Origin of the sequence: Arthrobacter sp. 49Tsu3.1M3 (genome assembly GCF_900168135.1) — a bacterium.
Lineage (GTDB): Bacteria > Actinomycetota > Actinomycetes > Actinomycetales > Micrococcaceae > Arthrobacter.
In genome coordinates this window covers 1-16246 of sequence record NZ_FUZD01000014.1, presented here as the reverse complement: position 1 = coordinate 16246, position 16246 = coordinate 1, and the positions used below count along the sequence as shown (strand labels likewise).

The 16246-nt window shown below is 67.7% G+C and carries 11 protein-coding genes and 1 pseudogene; 8 read left to right on the top strand and 4 right to left on the bottom strand.

Annotation, left to right across the window (positions count from 1 at the left end):
* Nucleotides 1–107 precede the first annotated feature (107 nt).
* From yajC to B5X90_RS14415, 4 genes are all read left to right on the top strand, one after another.
* Nucleotides 108–530, top strand: coding sequence for a preprotein translocase subunit YajC (gene yajC, locus B5X90_RS14430; protein WP_079554346.1), 423 nt, complete (start codon nucleotides 108–110; stop codon nucleotides 528–530).
* 104 nt (nucleotides 531–634) lie between these two features.
* Nucleotides 635–2410: a protein translocase subunit SecD gene (secD, locus tag B5X90_RS14425; RefSeq protein ID WP_079554198.1), complete on the top strand. Its 1776-nt coding sequence runs from the start codon at nucleotides 635–637 to the stop codon at nucleotides 2408–2410.
* The gene (gene secF / locus B5X90_RS14420) at nucleotides 2411–3430 is read left to right on the top strand and encodes a protein translocase subunit SecF (RefSeq protein WP_079554196.1); all 1020 of its coding nucleotides are present in this window, start codon (nucleotides 2411–2413) and stop codon (nucleotides 3428–3430) included.
* A gap of 215 nt (nucleotides 3431–3645) precedes the next feature.
* Complete coding sequence (locus B5X90_RS14415; RefSeq protein ID WP_372702891.1) at nucleotides 3646–5964, top strand: RelA/SpoT family protein; 2319 nt, start codon at nucleotides 3646–3648, stop codon at nucleotides 5962–5964.
* A gap of 41 nt (nucleotides 5965–6005) precedes the next feature.
* Here the strand turns inward: B5X90_RS14415 and B5X90_RS14410 are convergent, their stop codons facing one another.
* The 3 genes from B5X90_RS14410 to B5X90_RS14400 form a co-directional block, all read right to left on the bottom strand.
* Nucleotides 6006–6524 (bottom strand): type IV toxin-antitoxin system AbiEi family antitoxin, encoded by a 519-nt coding sequence (locus tag B5X90_RS14410; RefSeq protein WP_256860249.1) that lies wholly within the window; start codon nucleotides 6522–6524, stop codon nucleotides 6006–6008.
* A 291-nt stretch (nucleotides 6525–6815) separates the two neighbouring features.
* Entirely contained in the window at nucleotides 6816–8477 is a 1662-nt protein-coding gene (locus B5X90_RS14405; protein ID WP_079554190.1) for a DUF349 domain-containing protein, read from the bottom strand.
* A gap of 61 nt (nucleotides 8478–8538) precedes the next feature.
* Nucleotides 8539–9345, bottom strand: coding sequence for a peptidylprolyl isomerase (locus B5X90_RS14400; RefSeq protein WP_079554188.1), 807 nt, complete (start codon nucleotides 9343–9345; stop codon nucleotides 8539–8541).
* A 279-nt stretch (nucleotides 9346–9624) separates the two neighbouring features.
* On the opposite strand from B5X90_RS14400, the gene hisS reads away from it, so the two are divergent.
* The gene (gene hisS, locus B5X90_RS14395) at nucleotides 9625–10968 is read left to right on the top strand and encodes a histidine--tRNA ligase (RefSeq protein ID WP_079554186.1); all 1344 of its coding nucleotides are present in this window, start codon (nucleotides 9625–9627) and stop codon (nucleotides 10966–10968) included.
* Here hisS and B5X90_RS14390 read toward each other — a convergent pair.
* Nucleotides 10965–12344 carry an APC family permease gene (locus tag B5X90_RS14390; RefSeq protein ID WP_256860248.1) on the bottom strand — a complete coding sequence of 460 codons (1380 nt, stop codon included), beginning with the start codon at nucleotides 12342–12344 and terminating at the stop codon, nucleotides 10965–10967. The two genes, hisS and B5X90_RS14390, sit on opposite strands and share 4 nt — an antisense overlap.
* 123 nt (nucleotides 12345–12467) lie before the next feature.
* On the opposite strand from B5X90_RS14390, the gene aspS reads away from it, so the two are divergent.
* From aspS to B5X90_RS14375, 3 genes and pseudogenes are all read left to right on the top strand, one after another.
* Nucleotides 12468–14252 (top strand): aspartate--tRNA ligase, encoded by a 1785-nt coding sequence (aspS, locus tag B5X90_RS14385; protein ID WP_079554184.1) that lies wholly within the window; start codon nucleotides 12468–12470, stop codon nucleotides 14250–14252.
* A gap of 107 nt (nucleotides 14253–14359) precedes the next feature.
* The gene (locus B5X90_RS14380) at nucleotides 14360–15211 is read left to right on the top strand and encodes a GNAT family N-acetyltransferase (RefSeq protein ID WP_256860247.1); all 852 of its coding nucleotides are present in this window, start codon (nucleotides 14360–14362) and stop codon (nucleotides 15209–15211) included.
* A 151-nt stretch (nucleotides 15212–15362) separates the two neighbouring features.
* Nucleotides 15363–16246, top strand: a pseudogene (locus B5X90_RS14375) (DUF222 domain-containing protein); the annotation flags it as partial.

Sequence of the window (16246 nt, the reverse complement as noted above, 5' to 3'; positions counted from 1 at the left end):
ACGGACGTTGCTGAAAAACAGCTATGCAAGTACAGAACGGAACAATCCCTGTGTTCGGACTTATTTCTGCCCAGACCCAGCCGCAGGCCGGCGGCGGCATCGACATCATGACGATTCTCCTGTTCGTCATGCTCGGACTCTTCGTCTTCATGATGTTCCGCCGCAACAAGAAGACCCAGCAGCAGCAGGCCCAGCTGCAGTCCAAGTTCGAGCCCGGTGTCGAGGTCATGACCAGCTTCGGGTTGTTCGGCCGGATCGTCAACATCGATGAGGCCGAGAACAAGGTCACGCTGGAGCTCTCCCCGGGGAACACTGCCACCGTGCACCGTCAGGCCGTCACCAAGATTGTGGAGCCGGTTGTCGCCGCCGAGGAGCCCACGGTAGTTCCCGACGACGCGTCCTCGCTGACCACCGAGAAGCTGGGTGCTGAGGGGACCGACGCCAGCGCCCCCGTCCACGACGCGCCGCGCACCGAAACGGCCGAGGAAACCCTGCGCCGCCTCAACGACGAAGGCAAAAAAGACAGCTAGTCTGCCTACCTGAGCTATCCCGCGAAGCAACGGTTGCGGGCATCCGTCGGCGGGGCCCAGAGCCCGCGCCGGCGGATCCGCCGTAAATAATAGAAAGATCGACAATGGCACGAACTGGCCCCAAAAACTCAGCCATCAGGATGCTGGTCTGGCTTGGCGTAATCATCGCCGCCATGACGGCTGTCCTGGCGGGCGGCACGATGGCCGGCCAGGCGGGTTGGGCTCCAAAGCTCGCACTGGACCTTGAAGGTGGCACCCAGATGATTCTGGCGCCCAAGGTTGAGGGCGGTTCGGGTATCACCGAAGACCAGCTCAACCAGGCCGTGGCGATCATTCGTCAGCGCGTGGACGGCTCGGGCGTCGCGGAAGCGGAAATCAGCACGCAGTCCGGCCGCAACGTTGTCGTCAGCCTCCCGGGAACCCCTGCCAAGGAAACCCGTGCGCTGATCCAGGCTTCCGCCGACATGAACTTCCGCCCGGTGATCCAGACCGGCCCGGGCGCAGCCGTCCCCGCCGCCTCCAGGACCCCGGACGCCCAGCTGCCGAAGCCGACAGCCGCACCCGCCAACAGCAGCGACGAGAACTGGGTTACCCCCGAGGTCTACAAGCAGTTCGAGGCCCTCGACTGCGACAACCCCTCCCAGGACAAGCAGCAGCGCTCCGACCCGACCAAGCCCCTGGTGACCTGCGAGCCGGCATCGGCCAAGTCGCCGGCCATCAAGTACATCCTCGGTCCGGTGGAGGTGAAGGGCTCGAACATCAAGTCCTCCTCGTTCCAGCTGCAGCGCGGCGCCCAGGGTGCCGTGACCAATGAATGGGCCGTCAACATCCAGTTCGATGACGCGGGCACCACCAAGTTCAAGGAAATCACCGAGCGCCTGTACCAGTTCTACGCCGCCGGCGGCGGCCAGACCGGCTCGGATCCGAAATCCCAGTTCGCAATCGTCCTGGACGACCAGGTCATCTCCGCCCCGCGCTCCCTCGCCGTCATCACCGACGGCCGGCCGCAGATCACCGGCGGATTCACCGAGGAATCGGCCAAGGCCCTCTCCGACCAGCTCCGTTTCGGTGCCCTGCCAATCAGCTTCGAAATCCAGAGCGAACAGCAGATCTCGGCGACCCTGGGCGGGGAGCAGCTCCGCATGGGTATGCTCGCCGGCCTGATCGGCCTGCTGCTCGTGGTGATCTACTCGCTGTTCCAGTACCGGGCCCTTGGCTTCGTGACCGTGGCCTCCCTCGTGATCGCCGGTGTGCTGACGTTCCTGGCCATCGCCATCCTCGGCTGGACCGAGAACTACCGGCTTTCGCTCGCCGGCGTCGCCGGCCTGATCGTCGCCATCGGCCAGACGGCCGACTCGTTCATCGTCTACTTCGAACGCATCCGCGATGAGCTCCGCGAAGGCCGCGGCCTGGTCTCTGCCGTCGAAAACGGCTGGAAGCGGGCCAAGCGCACCATCCTCGCGTCCAAGGCCGTGAACCTGCTCGCCGCCGTCGTGCTGTTCTTCGTGGCAGTGGGCAACGTCCGCGGCTTCGCGTTCACCCTCGGCCTCACCGCGATCGCCGACCTCATCGTCGTCTTCATGTTCACCCACCCCACCCTGCAGCTGCTGGCCCGCACGAAGTTCTTCGGCGAAGGCCACCGGTTCTCGGGCCTGGACCCGAAGCGCCTCGGCGCCGTTCCGCTGTACCGCGGTGCCGGCCGGATGCGCACCCCGGAGGACAAGCCCGTGGCAGTCGTGCGGGCGAAGAACACCGGCGCCGCCGCCGAGGCAGAACGCCGGATGACCATTGCAGAACGCCGTCTCGCCGAAAAGCAGGATCAGGCACAACAGGCACAGCTCGCCGGTACCTCCAAGAGCGCGTCCAAGGAGGGCAAGTAAATGGTCAACTTCTCAACGTTCGGCAATGAGCTTTACACGGGCAAGCGCTCGTACGACTTCGTCGGCTACAGGAAGCTGTGGTTCCTGATCGCCGGAATCGCCGTCGCGCTCTCCATCCTGATCCCGGTCGCCAAGGGTGGGTTCAACCTCGGCATCGAGTTCCGTGGCGGCTCCGAGTTCACGGTGTCCAACGTCAAGACCACCGAGGCCTCCCTCGGTGAAAAGGCTGTCAAGGACGTCGTTGCGGGGTCCGTGCCGCGCGTGGCGAACGTGGCCGGCACCACCATGCGGATCCAGACGGACAAGCTCTCCGACGACGAGACGCTGCAGATCAAGGAAGGCCTCACCAAGGCCTACGGCGTGACCGATAACGAAGTCACGTCAACCTTCGTCGGCCCCACCTGGGGTGCGGACGTCACGAAGCAGGCGCTGATGGGCCTGGCGATCTTTGTGGGCCTGGCCGCCGTCCTGATGGCGCTCTACTTCCGGACCTGGAAGATGTCGCTCTCCGCACTCGTCGGCATGGCCGTCACGCTGTTCATGACCGCCGGCGTTTACGGCCTCAGCGACTTCGAAGTGACGCCGTCGGCCATCATCGGCTTCCTCACGGTGCTCAGCTACTCGCTGTACGACACCGTGGTGGTGTTCGACAAGATCCGGGAGAATACCTCGGACATGCAGGCCTCCACCCGGCGGACCTTCGCCGAAGAGGTCAACCTCGCCATCAACCAGACCCTGGTCCGGTCCATCAACACCATGGTGGTGGCCATCCTGCCGGTCGGCGCGATCCTCTTCATCGGGGCCGGGCTGCTCGGTGCCGGAACCCTGCGGGACCTGTCCCTGGCGCTGTTCGTGGGCATCCTGGTGGGTACTGCCGCCACCATCTTCATCGCGGCTCCGCTGTACGCCGCGCTGCGGCAGGGCGAACCCGACCTGGTCAAGCAGGCCAAACGGGTGGAACAGAGGCGTGTTGACGCGGCAGCCAAGGCCGAGTCGCCGGCATCGCCCGCCAAGGCCTGAACCGTCCCAAGTGGCCACAAACGGGCCGGAGACCGTCGTTTTCGACGGCCTCCGGCCCGTCGCCGTATCCCCGCCGGTTATCGAAGTATCCTGCTGCGGGAATACACTTGAATAATTAACCGGTCGCGAGAGGTGCTCCATTGGAAGAACGTTCGACGCCGGTGCCGGAGGCACCTGCGGACAAGGGCCAAGGCCAGGGTTCACAGACTGGCCTGGTGGTTCCCGGACGCCCCGATGTTCCCGTGCCGGTGGACAACTCCGGTGCCCGGCCCACTTTTCCCGGCCGGCGCGAGCGCACGAGGTCCCGCCTTGCCCGGCTGACGGGCCGTGGCGCTCCGGCGTACTCGCCGATCCTGGAGCCGTTGCTGCGCACTGTGCGCGCCAACAACCCCAAAGAGGATTTCGACCTCATCCAGCGCGCTTTCGTGGTCGCCGAGCGCTGCCACCGGGGCCAGAAGCGCAAGAGCGGTGACCCGTACATCACCCACCCCGTCGCAGTGGCCACCATCCTGGCCGAACTCGGCCTCAGTGGCACCACGCTGGCCGCGGCCCTGCTGCACGACACCGTCGAAGACACGTCCTACACCCTCGCCGACCTCAAGACCGAGTTCGGTCCGGAAGTGGCCATGCTGGTGGACGGCGTCACGAAGCTGGACAAGGTCAGTTTCGGTGAGGCGGCCCAGTCCGAGACCGTGCGCAAGATGGTCGTCGCGATGGCCAAGGACATCCGCGTCCTGATGATCAAACTCGCCGACCGGCTCCACAATGCCCGCACGTGGCGTTTTGTCTCGGCTGAGTCCTCGGCCCGCAAGGCCCGGGAAACGCTGGAAATCTTCGCGCCGCTGGCCCACCGGCTTGGCATGAACACCATCAAATGGGAGCTGGAGGACCTGTCCTTCGCTGCCCTCTATCCCAAGGTGTACGAGGAAATCGTGCGCATGGTGGGGGACCGGACCCCGGAACGCGAAAAGAACCTGGCGGTTATCCGCAACCAGATCACCGAGGACCTCAGGGCCGCGAAGATCAAGGCCACGATCACCGGGCGGCCCAAGCACTACTACTCGATCTACCAGAAGATGATCGTCCGCGACAAAGACTTCGACGACATCAACGACCTCATGGGCGTGCGCGTCCTGGTCGATTCTGTCCGGGACTGCTACGCGGCCCTGGGTGCGATGCATTCGCGCTGGAACCCCCTGCCCGGGCGGTTCAAGGACTACATCGCGATGCCGAAGTTCAACATGTACCAGTCGCTGCACACCACGGTGATCGGTCCCGGCGGCAAGCCGGTGGAAATCCAGATCCGCACCCACGAGATGCACCGCCGGGCCGAGTATGGCGTCGCCGCGCACTGGAAGTACAAGGACCAGCCGAACCGGACGGCGGCCGGGCCCGGCAGCCCGCGCGACGGCGACATGGGCTGGCTGCGTTCCCTCGTGGACTGGCAGCAGGAAACGTCGGACCCCGGCGAATTCCTCGACTCCCTGCGCTTTGAAATCAACGCCCGGGAAGTGTTCGTCTTCACCCCCAAGGGCGAGGTCATGGCCCTCCCCGCCGGGTCCACGCCCGTCGACTTCGCGTACGCCGTGCACACCGAGGTGGGCCACCGGACTATCGGCGCACGCGTCAACGGCAAGCTCGTTCCGCTCAACAGCGAACTGAACCACGGCGACTGGGTCGAGATCTTCACCTCGAAAGCCGAAGGCGCCGGCCCCAGCCAGGACTGGCAGCACTTCGTCAAGAGTGCCAGGGCCCGGAACAAGATCAGGCAGTGGTTCAGCAAGGAACGCCGCGAGGAAGCGATCGACCGCGGCAAGGACCTGTTGACCAAGGCGATGCGGAAGCAAAACCTCCCCCTGCAGCGGCTCATGACCCACGACGCCCTCGCGGCGATCGCCGAGGACTTCAAATACGCTGACATCTCCGGGCTCTACGCCGGCGTAGGCGACGGCCACACCTCCGCCCAGTCCGTGATGGAACGCCTGGTGGAGAGCCTGGGCGGGAACGAGCACCCGGATGATGCCCTCACCGAGGTCTCCATCCCCACCCAGGTCAGCAAGGCCCGCTTCTCCGATTCCGGCGTCGTTGTCCGCGGCGTGGATGACGTCTGGGTCAAGCTCGCCCGGTGCTGCACGCCGGTCCCGCCGGATCCGATCCTGGGCTTCGTCACGCGCGGCTCCGGGGTCTCCGTGCACCGGACCGACTGCACCAACGTCAGCGGCCTGATGGACCAGCCGGACAGGATCGTGGAGGTGGACTGGGCCCCCACACAGTCCAGCGTGTTCCTGGTGGAAATCCAGGTCGAGGCGCTGGACCGCAAATCGCTGCTCTCCGACGTCACCCGCGTGCTCTCGGAAAACCACGTCAACATCCTGGCGGCGAGCGTGCATACGTCCACGGACCGGGTGGCAATCTCCAAGTTCGCCTTCGAGATGGGCGACCCGAAGTACCTCAGCCACGTGCTCAGCGCGGTCCGCAGGATCGACGGCGTCTTCGACGTGTACCGCACCACCGGAAACCGCCGCCGCAGCTGACCCGGCAGTTCGCGCCGCGGTCCACCGCGTACTGCACGGGATCAATCCGGCGCCGCCGGCTCTGCCGCGAGGGCGGCGAGCTTGGCGAGGGCCGCCCGTTTATGCGGAACGCGCGGACTCGCCTCCACGGCAAGCCTGAGCAGCCGCAGGCGGACGCCCAGCTCGGGACGAGCCAACAGCGCCCTGAGGGCCGGCACGGCACGTTCCGCGTCCACGTGCATCGCCACGTCCACGGCCGTGCGAAGCGGACTGGACACCAACAGGCCTCCCATGCTCACGACGTCGAACGGCCCCAGGCGAACTTCGTGGAAGGTGCAGCCGCGTACGGACCGCAGACTGGAAATCCGCCGGTTGGCGTCAACCAAGAGCGCCAGACGGTCCGGCTCCGTGGCACACCCATAAATCCATGCCGCGGTCATCCGGCCCGCCACGACCCGCTGCCGGATCGCCGGCGCCACCGCCAGGGACGCGGCGCGCGCGCGAAGCTGCGGACTGGCATGGGCCCCGGGTGGGAGGTAGCCGCGTTGATACAGCTGCGTCAGCACGCCGTCCGCGGCCATGGCCTGCAGCTCCGGCCAGGAGAACAGCGCTCCGGGGGAGTAGAGCTCGCAGTGTCCCGGACCTGGACGTGGATTCTCCGGACCCGGAGCTCCTGGCCCCGGACCTGGACTTGGAGTTCCCGGAACCGGCCGAGTGGTGGGAGCGCGGGGCATGACTACCATTCCGCCATCGTTCCCCGTTCCCTGGACATAGAACAGGCCCCGTACCGGTCATGTGGATAACCGAAACGGGGCCTGGACTGACGTGCTGGTGTACTTCCTGCTGTGTACTTCGTGCTGGGTGCCGGGTGCCTAGGAGAGTTCGCTCGCTGAGCGCTCGAGCTGCTCCAGCCAGGCCTGGCGTGCCTCGAGGGCTTCCCGGGCGGCCTTGATCTTGCGCTCGTCGCCGGCCTTCTCCGCCTTGGCCAGATCATCCTTGAGGCCGGCAATGGCGGCCTCAAGCTGGGTGAGGGCGCTGTTGGTGCGCGCCTTCGTCTCCGGGTTGGAGCGCTTCCAGTTTTCGTCCTCGGCGTGGCGGACAGCGTCCTCCACCTTCCGCAGACCGGCCTCGACGCGGCCCATGTCGGCGCGCGGAACCTTGCCGGCTTCTTCCCAGCGGTCACGGATGGACTGCAGCGCCTTCTTGGCTGCCGCGAGATCCTTGATCGGCAGGAGCTCGTTGGCTTCCACCAGGAGCGCTTCCTTGACCACCAGGTTCGCACCGTATTCCTGGTCAATTTCGTCGTTGGCTGCCTGGCGGTTGGTGAAGAAGACGTCCTGGGCGGCGCGGAAGCGGGCCCACAGCGCGTCGTCGTCCTTGCGGCTGGCGCGGGGTGAGGCTTTCCACTCATCCATCAGGCGGCGGTACTCGCCGGCGGCAAAACCCCAGTCTGTCGAGGAGGAAAGGGCCTCGGCCTCGGTGATCAGCTTCTCCTTAGCGGCCTTGGCCGCAGAATTGTTGCTGTCCAGCTGGGAGAAGTACGCGCGGCGGTGCCGGTCAAACACCGTGCGGGCGGCGCGGAACCGCTTCCACAGTGCGTCCTCATTGCTGCGGCCGAGCCGGACGCCGCTCTTCTGTGCGGTCTTCCAGCTCTCGAAGAGTTCGTTCATCCGCGCGCTGGACGTCTTCCACTGGATCTGCGCGGGATCGTGGCCGGCAATTTCCTCGGCCTCGGCCACAATGGCCTCGCGGGCGGCAAGCTCAGCGGCGCGGACGGCGTCGTGCTCGGCCTTCTCAGCCTTTTCCAGCTCGCCGATCTGCGTCACCAGAGCGTCCAGCCGGGCCTCGGCGGAGCGGATGTCGCCCACCATGTTCCGCTCGGCGAGCTGCTCGCGCAGGTGCGTGACGGTCTTCTGCATGTCCGTGGTGGGCGCCTTGGAGCTGACGCGCTGCTCAAGCAGGACGATCTGGGCCACGACGTCCTCGAACTTCCGGGCGAAGTAGCCCAGGGCCTCGTCCTCGCTGACGCCCGGGTACTGGCCGACGGGATATTCCGTGCCGTCAACGGTCAGGAAGACGTGGCCGTCACCTTCAACACGGCCCCAGCGGGCCGCCTCGGCCAGTGAAGCTGCGGAGGACACGGCCACCGGCGCGGGAGCCGGAGCGGCCGCAGATGGCTTGGCCTTCGGCCGGCCGGCAAATGCCGCCGGGCTCGGTGCGGGACGCGCGGCCGGCGCGTGACCCGGGGCCGGAACCGGAGCGGCAGCGGCTTCGTCAACAGGCTCAGCCGTTTCGGGTGCCTCGGCAGGTTCCGCTGCCTCGGGCGTCTCGGCAGGTTCTGCCGGAACGGCGGGTTCAGTGGGCTCGGATGCCTCGGCGGCTTCCTCGCCTGCCGCGGCCGGGGCCTCGGGTGCCGCAGTCTCGCCGGCGGCGTCTACGGCAGCGCCTGCACTCTCGGCGGGGGTTGCCTCGGTTTCGGTTTCGTTGGCAGCTGCTGTTGCCAATGTTTCGTCGGATTTCTGACTGTCTGTCACCGCTAGAAGTCTTTCGCTTGGAGGGAAATACCGGGACCAGGGCCTTAAGGGCCGCGGCTGGTTACTTCAGTGAGAACGAGTCTATCGTGACTGGTTCCGCAGGTGCGCCGTCGGTGGCGTTGTCGCCGGGCTTCAGTCCGGCGGCGGCAATGCCGCCCACCACGTCGAGTCCCGAGGTCACCTTGCCCACCACCGTATAGCCCCCGGCCGCATCCGCTGGAATGACGGTGTCCTTGTACACAATGAAGAACTGGGTGCCGTTGCCGTTGGCATTCCCGCCGGTCCGGGCCACTGCGATCGTTCCGGCCGGGTACTTGTTGTCCTGCGGGGTGTTTTCCAGCGGGCCCCAGGTGTAGGCCGGGTCGCTGCTGCCGTCGCCGGCCTTGGAACCGCACTGGAGCACGCCGAAGTTCTCGGCCGTGGTCAGCCGGTGGCAGCTGACGCCGTCGTAGAACTTTTGGTCGGCAAGGGATTTGAAGACCGCGGCGGCCTGGGGGGCCTTCGTGCCGTCGAGTTCGACGCCGAGCGTGCCGCGGTTCAGCTTGAGCTCGCCCGTGAACGTCTTGCCCGCGGCGGTCTCCGGCTTGGGGATGTTCGCGCCGTTCGTCGGGGCCGCCGTGGGGGTGGCGGATGCCGAAGGGCTGTTCAGTCCCTCCTGCGCGGCCGCGAATTCCTCTTCGGTCGGGTTTGAGGCGAAGGCGGTCAGCTGCAGCACCAAAGCCAGGCCAATGGCTGCCGTGCCGGCGCTGATGGCGAAGACGTTGTCGCGCTTGCGGCGCTTGTCCTGGTCCCGGCGCAGGCCGCGCCTTGCCTCCATCTGCTGGACGCGCCGCTTCGCCTCGCGTGCGCTGCGTGAACTGGCCGCCAAAGGTCCTCCTGGTTGTATGGCCGCCACCATGACGTGGCCGTAGGCGCCGTCGCGGCAGCAGCAGCAAGCTGCCGGCAGTCCCGCCGGGGCCGGCTCCGTTGGAAGAAGCGGGCGCCGAACGCATAAACTGACTGCCGCACACAGTTTATGCACGACTGGCCGGTCTGCCGCTTATCTTCGTTACGTTTCGACAGAGAGAATGCCGCCTGACGCCCGCGCCCGAAGATACTGCAGTAGCAACGAGATACCGCAGTGGTAACCAGAGGAGAAAATTTCACCATGGCACGCACAGCCTCCCTGTCAGGATTCCCCGAGTGGCTTCCCGAGGAGCGGCTGGTGGAACTCCATGTGCTGGACACGCTGCGCCGGACCTTCGAACTCCATGGCTTCTCCTCGATCGAGACCCGCGCTGTAGAGACGGTGGGCCAGCTGCTGCGCAAGGGGGAAATCGATAAAGAGGTCTACGGCCTGAGCCGGCTCCAGGACGAGGACGCGGACACCGCTGCCAAGGTTGACCCGCACGCCCTTGCCCTGCACTTCGACCTCACCGTGCCCTTCGCCCGGTACGTCGTGGAAAACGCCGGCTACCTGGCGTTCCCGTTCCGCCGTTACCAGATCCAGAAGGTCTGGCGCGGCGAACGTCCCCAGGAGGGACGGGCCCGCGAGTTCACCCAGGCGGACATCGACGTCGTCGGCGACGGCGAACTGCCGTTCCGGTACGACGTCGAAATCGCGCTGGTGATCGCCGAGGCGCTCAACGCGCTGCCCATCCCCGACTTCCTGCTGCGGATCAACAACCGCAAGCTGGCCGAGGGCTTCTACACCGGGATCGGCCTCACGGACACCGCAGGCGTCCTGCGCAGCATCGACAAACTCGAGAAGGTCGGGCCGGCGAAGGTGGCCGAGTTGCTCAAAGAGGAACTCGGCGCCACCGACGATCAGGCGCAGGCTGCCCTGAAGCTCGCAGGCATCCGCACCACGGACACGTCCTTTGTGGAGCAGGTCCGGGCGCTCGGCGTCACCAACGAGCTGTTGGAGGAAGGCCTGAACGAGCTGGAGCAGGTCATTGCGGCCGCCGTCCAGCACGCGCCGGGACGGGTCGTCGCCGATCTCAGCATCGCCCGCGGCCTCGATTACTACACCGGCACCGTGGTGGAAACCGTCCTGGTGGGGCACGAGCAGCTGGGCTCGATCTGCTCCGGCGGCCGCTACGACGCCCTGGCGAGCAAGGGCAACCGCAAGTTCCCCGGCGTCGGCCTCTCGATCGGCGTGACCCGACTGGTGTCGCGGATCCTGAGCCAGGACCTGGCCAAGGCCACGCGCTCCGTGCCGACCGCCGTGCTGGTGACGCTCAACAACGACGACAGCTGGGCCGCGGCGCAGGATGTCGCCGCGCAGCTGCGCAGCCGGGGCATCGCCACAGAGGTCGCCGCGAAGGCCGAGAAGTTCGGCAAGCAGATCAAGTTCGCCGACCGTCGCGGCATTCCGTTTGTCTGGTTCACCGACGACGACGGCAAGCACCAGGTCAAAGACATCCGCACGGGCGAGCAGTACGACGCCGACCCGGACTCGTGGACGCCCGCCGAGGAGGACCTGCACGTGCGAGTCATCGCCGCGAGCTAGGTCTTCCGGGCAGGCCCCTCAATGTCCCGCGTCCTGCGCACCAGCAGGACGAGGAACCTCCCGGCCACCCCTGCCGCCAGCACCGCCGCCATGAACAGCACGGAGGCCGGCGGCAGGGTGACGGCCAGGACCAGGCAGCCGAGGAAGCCCAGCACATTGAGCCAGCGCGGCGCATGCCAGGGGCGGCCGGCCAGCGTGAAAGCCGCGGCGTTCGTCACCGCGTAATAGACCAGCACACCGAAGCTGGAAAATCCGACCACGGTCATCACGTCGGTGCTCAGCAGCAGGACCACGACGGCGGCCGCGACGGCCAGTTCCGCCGTGAAGGGGACGCTGCGGGCGCGGCCCACCCTGGCCAGCGGGGCGGGCAGGTCCCGTTCCCGCGCCATCGCCAACGTGGTCCTGCCGACCCCGGTGATCAGGGCCAGCAGCGCGCCAAGGCAGGCCGCCGCCGCTCCGGCCTGGACGAACGGGACGCCGGCGCCGAGGCGGGAGACCCCCACCGCGTCCAGCAGCGGCGCCGTCGAACCCGCCAGCTGCTGCGGCGGCAGGTGCCATTGCAGCAGGGCCGCCAGGCCAAGGTAGATCACGAAGGCCCCGGCCAGTGCGGCCAGGATGGCCCGCGGGATGGTACGGGCGGGGTCCTTGACCTCCTCGCCGAGAGTCGCGATCCGCGCATAGCCCGCGAAGGCGAAGAACATCAGCCCCGCCGCGGGAAGGACGCCCCAGCCGCCGGAGGGCGGCGCGGGATAGGCCGGCGCCGCCGACACCGCGGGGGCGCCCGCCGGGTGCGGACCCAGCACGGCGGCCACGGCGACGAAGACGAGCGTGGCCAACACGACGGCCAGCAGGATCCTGGTCAGCAGTGCGGTCCGCGTGATGCCGAGCAGATTAACTCCCGTGAGAACGACGACGCCGGCGACCGCCAGCGGCGTGGCATAGGCCGGCGCCACGTAGTGCCCGAACGTCAGCGCCATCGCCGCGCAGGACGCCGTCTTGCCCGTAATGAAACCCCAGCCCGCAATGAAGCCCGGCCACTGGCCGAGCTGCCGGCGCCCGTACACATAAGTGCCCCCGCTGTCGGGGAACCGTGCCGCCAGCTGCGCCGACGCGACGGCATTGCAGTAGGCGATGACGCCGGCCACGGCCACGGCGAGTGTCAGCAGCGGCCCGGCCAGGGCTGCGGCGGGGGAGAACACGACGAACACGCCGGCGCCCAGCATCGAACCCAGGCCGATTGCCGTGGAATCGAACACGCCGAGGCGGCGCTGCAGCCGCTGCTGTGGCCGCCGCGGGCCGGGGCGGCCGCCGGGCTGATCGCGGGGCTCACCCGAAGGCTGGTCACCGGGCTGCGTTCCGTTGTGCCGGGTTGCCATGGCAAAAGGGGCCTTTCCAACGGGTAAACTCGAACGGGATCGTTCCCGTAGCGATCCTATTAGAACGTCATTGTTTTGATACCGCTTTTGATTTTCCCTCTGTCTTCTTCAGAAAGGCGTGCTGTGCTGCGCACACATGACCTCGGATCACTTCGCTCCGAGCACATTGGACAAACCGTAACCCTCGCCGGCTGGGTCGGCCGGCGTCGTGACCACGGTGGTGTCGCATTCGTCGACCTGCGCGACGCGTCCGGCGTCGCCCAGGTTGTGGTCCGCGAAGAAGAGGTCTTCCACGGACTGCGCAACGAGTATGTGCTGCAGATCGTCGGCACCGTCTCCCAGCGCCCCGAGGGCAACGAGAACCCGGCGCTTCCCACCGGCGAGATCGAGGTCATGGCCGAGAAGGTCACGATCCTCAACACCTCGGATCCGCTGCCGTTCCAGATCGACGAACACGTTGAGGTGGGCGAGGAAGCACGCCTGAAGCACCGCTACCTGGACCTGCGCCGCCCCGGCCCCGCCCGTAACCTGCGCCTGCGTTCGGAAGCTAACCGGGTGGCCCGCGAGCTGCTCCACCAGGACGGCTACGTGGAGATCGAAACCCCCACGCTGACCCGTTCGACGCCGGAAGGCGCCCGCGACTTTGTGGTTCCCGCCCGCCTGGCGCCCGGTTCCTGGTACGCGCTGCCGCAGTCCCCGCAGCTGTTCAAGCAGCTCCTTCAGGTGGGCGGCTTCGAAAAGTACTACCAGATCGCCCGTTGCTACCGCGATGAAGATTTCCGTGCGGACCGTCAGCCGGAATTCACCCAGCTGGACATCGAAGCCAGCTTCGTGGAACAGGACGACATCATCCGTCTGGGCGAGAACATCGTCAAGGCCCTGTGGAAGCTGATCGACGTCGAGATCCCGACACCGATCCAGCGCATCACCTACCACGACGCCATGGCCCGCTACGGCTCGGACAAGCCGGACCTGCGCTTCGGCCAGGAGCTCACCGAGCTGACCGAATTCTTCAAGGACACCAACTTCGGTGTCTTCAAGGCGCCCTACGTCGGCGCCGTCGTCATGCCCGGCGGCGCCTCCCAGGCCCGCCGGGCCCTCGACGCCTGGCAGGAGTGGGCCAAGCAGCGCGGCGCCAAGGGCCTGGCGTACGTCCTGTACAAGGAGGACGGCGAGCTCGCCGGTCCCGTCGCCAAGAACCTCACCGAGACCGAGCGTGCGGGCCTCGCCGACGCCGTCGGCGCCAAGCCCGGTGACTGCATCTTCTTCGCAGCCGGCGAGAAGACCCCGTCCCGCGCGCTCCTCGGCGCTGCCCGCGTCGAGATCGGCCACCGCACCGGGCTCATCAACCCCACGGACTGGGCCTTCTGCTGGGTCGTGGACGCGCCGATGTTCGAGCCGGCCGCCGCGGCGGTCGCCTCCGGCGACGTCGCCGTCGGCGCCGGCAAGTGGACCGCCGTCCACCACGCGTTCACCTCGCCCAAGCCCGAGTTCATGGACTCCTTCGACGCCGATCCCGAGTCGGCGCTGTCCTACGCCTACGACATCGTCTGCAACGGCAACGAAATTGGCGGCGGCTCGATCCGTATCCACGAGCGCGACGTCCAGGAACGCGTCTTCGAGCTCATGGGCCTGGACAAGGAAGACGCCCAGACCAAGTTTGGCTTCCTGCTGGAGGGCTTCAAGTTCGGTGCCCCTCCGCACGGCGGCATCGCGTTCGGCTGGGACCGCGTGGTTGCCCTGCTGGCCGGCGTGGAGTCCATCCGCGACGTCATCGCGTTCCCGAAGTCCGGCGGCGGGTTCGACCCGCTGACCCAGGCTCCCGCTCCCATCACGGCGCAGCAGCGCAAGGAAGCCGGCGTCGACTTCAAGCCGCAGCCCAAGAAGCCTGAGGACGGCAAGGACTAGCCTGTGAGCTTCAGACGGCAGGGGCTCCCCGGGCAACCGGGGAGCCCCTGCCGTCTGTCATTAGTTACCCGAAAATTGCCCGAATTCGTCCCCGACGGAGTAACTCGATGAACCTGCACCCGCACCCCGGAATGATTCCTGAGTCCCTCCCGGGGCTGGAGACGCTGGAGACGCTGGTGGATTCAGCGTGGCCTGCCGCGGAGCGCGTGGAATCCGGAGGGTGGGTGCTGCGGGCGGCGTCCGGGGTGACCCAGCGGGCGAACTCGGTCTGGCCGAGGGATCCCGGCGAGGATCCGCACCTTCAGTTCGCCGCAGTCCGCGAAGCCCGGCTTTGGTACCGCAGCCGGCGGCTTCCGCTCATCTTCCAAATTTTTGACGACCCACGCCACGCAGCGCTCAACGCGGTGCTCGACGCCGAAGGGTTCACCCGGCAGTCCGAAACCCTGGTGCTGGTCCATGTTCCCGGCGCGGAGTCCGGGCCGGAGTCCCGCGCGGACTCCGGCGGCCCCGAACCTGCCGTGGAAATTTCGGCCGGGCCGTCGGCGGAATGGCTGGAGCTGTGGTGGAGCGTCGACGGCCGCGGGGGAGCGGACGAGCTCGCCGTGGCCCGCCGCATTCTCGAAGGGTGCCCCTCGCTGTACGCCCTCGTGCGGGACGACGGCGGCGCGCCGGCCGCCGTCGCACGCCTCGCCTTGCCCAACGCCGGCCCGTCCGGGCCCGCGTTGGGCGGGCTGTACTGCGTGGCAACGCGTCCGGATGCACGCCGCCGGGGCTATGGCGGCCGGGTGGTCCGGGCGTTGCTGGACGAGGGCGGGGCCTGCGGCCTCGCGGGATACTGGCTGCTGGTCATGGCCTCCAACGCCGGTGGCCGTGAGCTGTATGCCCGCGCCGGCTTCCGCGAAGCCTGCCGCTATCTCTACCGTCAGGACAGGCCCAAGCGGCACTTGACCGGCTGCTAAGGGTTCCGGCTCCCGCCGTTCTGGTCGCTCCGGGTTCGCGGGAGTGTCCCTCGGTCAATGCCCACCCACGAGGACAGCCCATGTCGCTATTTCTGTCGGTGGCTCCTGAGATGATCAGAGTGTGGAGGGCAGGACAGCGTTCAGTGCGGAGATGTTGAGTGCGGAGAGCGTGGCGGCCGTGGAAGCCGTCGTCGCGTCTGTTGCCGTGCTTGCTGCGTTGGGTGGCGCCGGCGCTGACCGATCCAATGCGCCTGCTGCGGACCTGCTGAGAGCCGGCGATCCTACTAGCGCCACAGACCTGGCTGGCGCCGGCACTGACCGATCCGATCCGCCGGTCGTCGATTCTTTGCCGGACGGCGATCCGTTGCGGCGGTTGGCGGACGGTTGCCTGGACGGACTCGCCGAGGTCGCCCGGCTGGAGGCCCGGACCGCGGCGCTGAAGGTCCGGCTGGCCGCCGACTACGTCCAGGCAACCAGGGCCTTGGCCCCACCGGCACCGTCCCCGCGGGACCGTGCCGTACAGGAGATGGCCCTGGTCGCCGAGGTCGGCTGTGTCCTGACCGTCAGCGAACGCGCCGCCGCGGCCCTCCTCGCCGACTCCCGGGCGCTGATGTCGGAGCTGCCGCTGACCCTGGCCGCGCTGCAGGCCGGCACGGTCTCCTGGGCCCACGCCCGGATCCTCGTGCAGGAAACCGCCGGCCTGGACCGGGCCGGTACGGCCGGGCTCGAGGCGCACTTCCTGGACCCCGACGCGCCGAACCCGGCCCGCGGCTGCCCGGCCGGGGAGCTCGTGGCGTCCCGGTTCCGGGTCAAGGCACGTACCTGGCGTGAACGCCACCACCGGGCCGGCATCGAGGAACGCCACGCCACGTCCGCCGCGGACCGGCGGATCGAGTACACCCCGGACCGGGACGGCATGGCCTGGCTCTCGGCCTATTTCCCGGCCGACACCGCCGCCGGGATCTGGGAACGGGCCACCGCCGCCGCCCGCGCCCTGCAGGGCCCGGACGAGCCCCGGACTCTCACCCAGCTCCG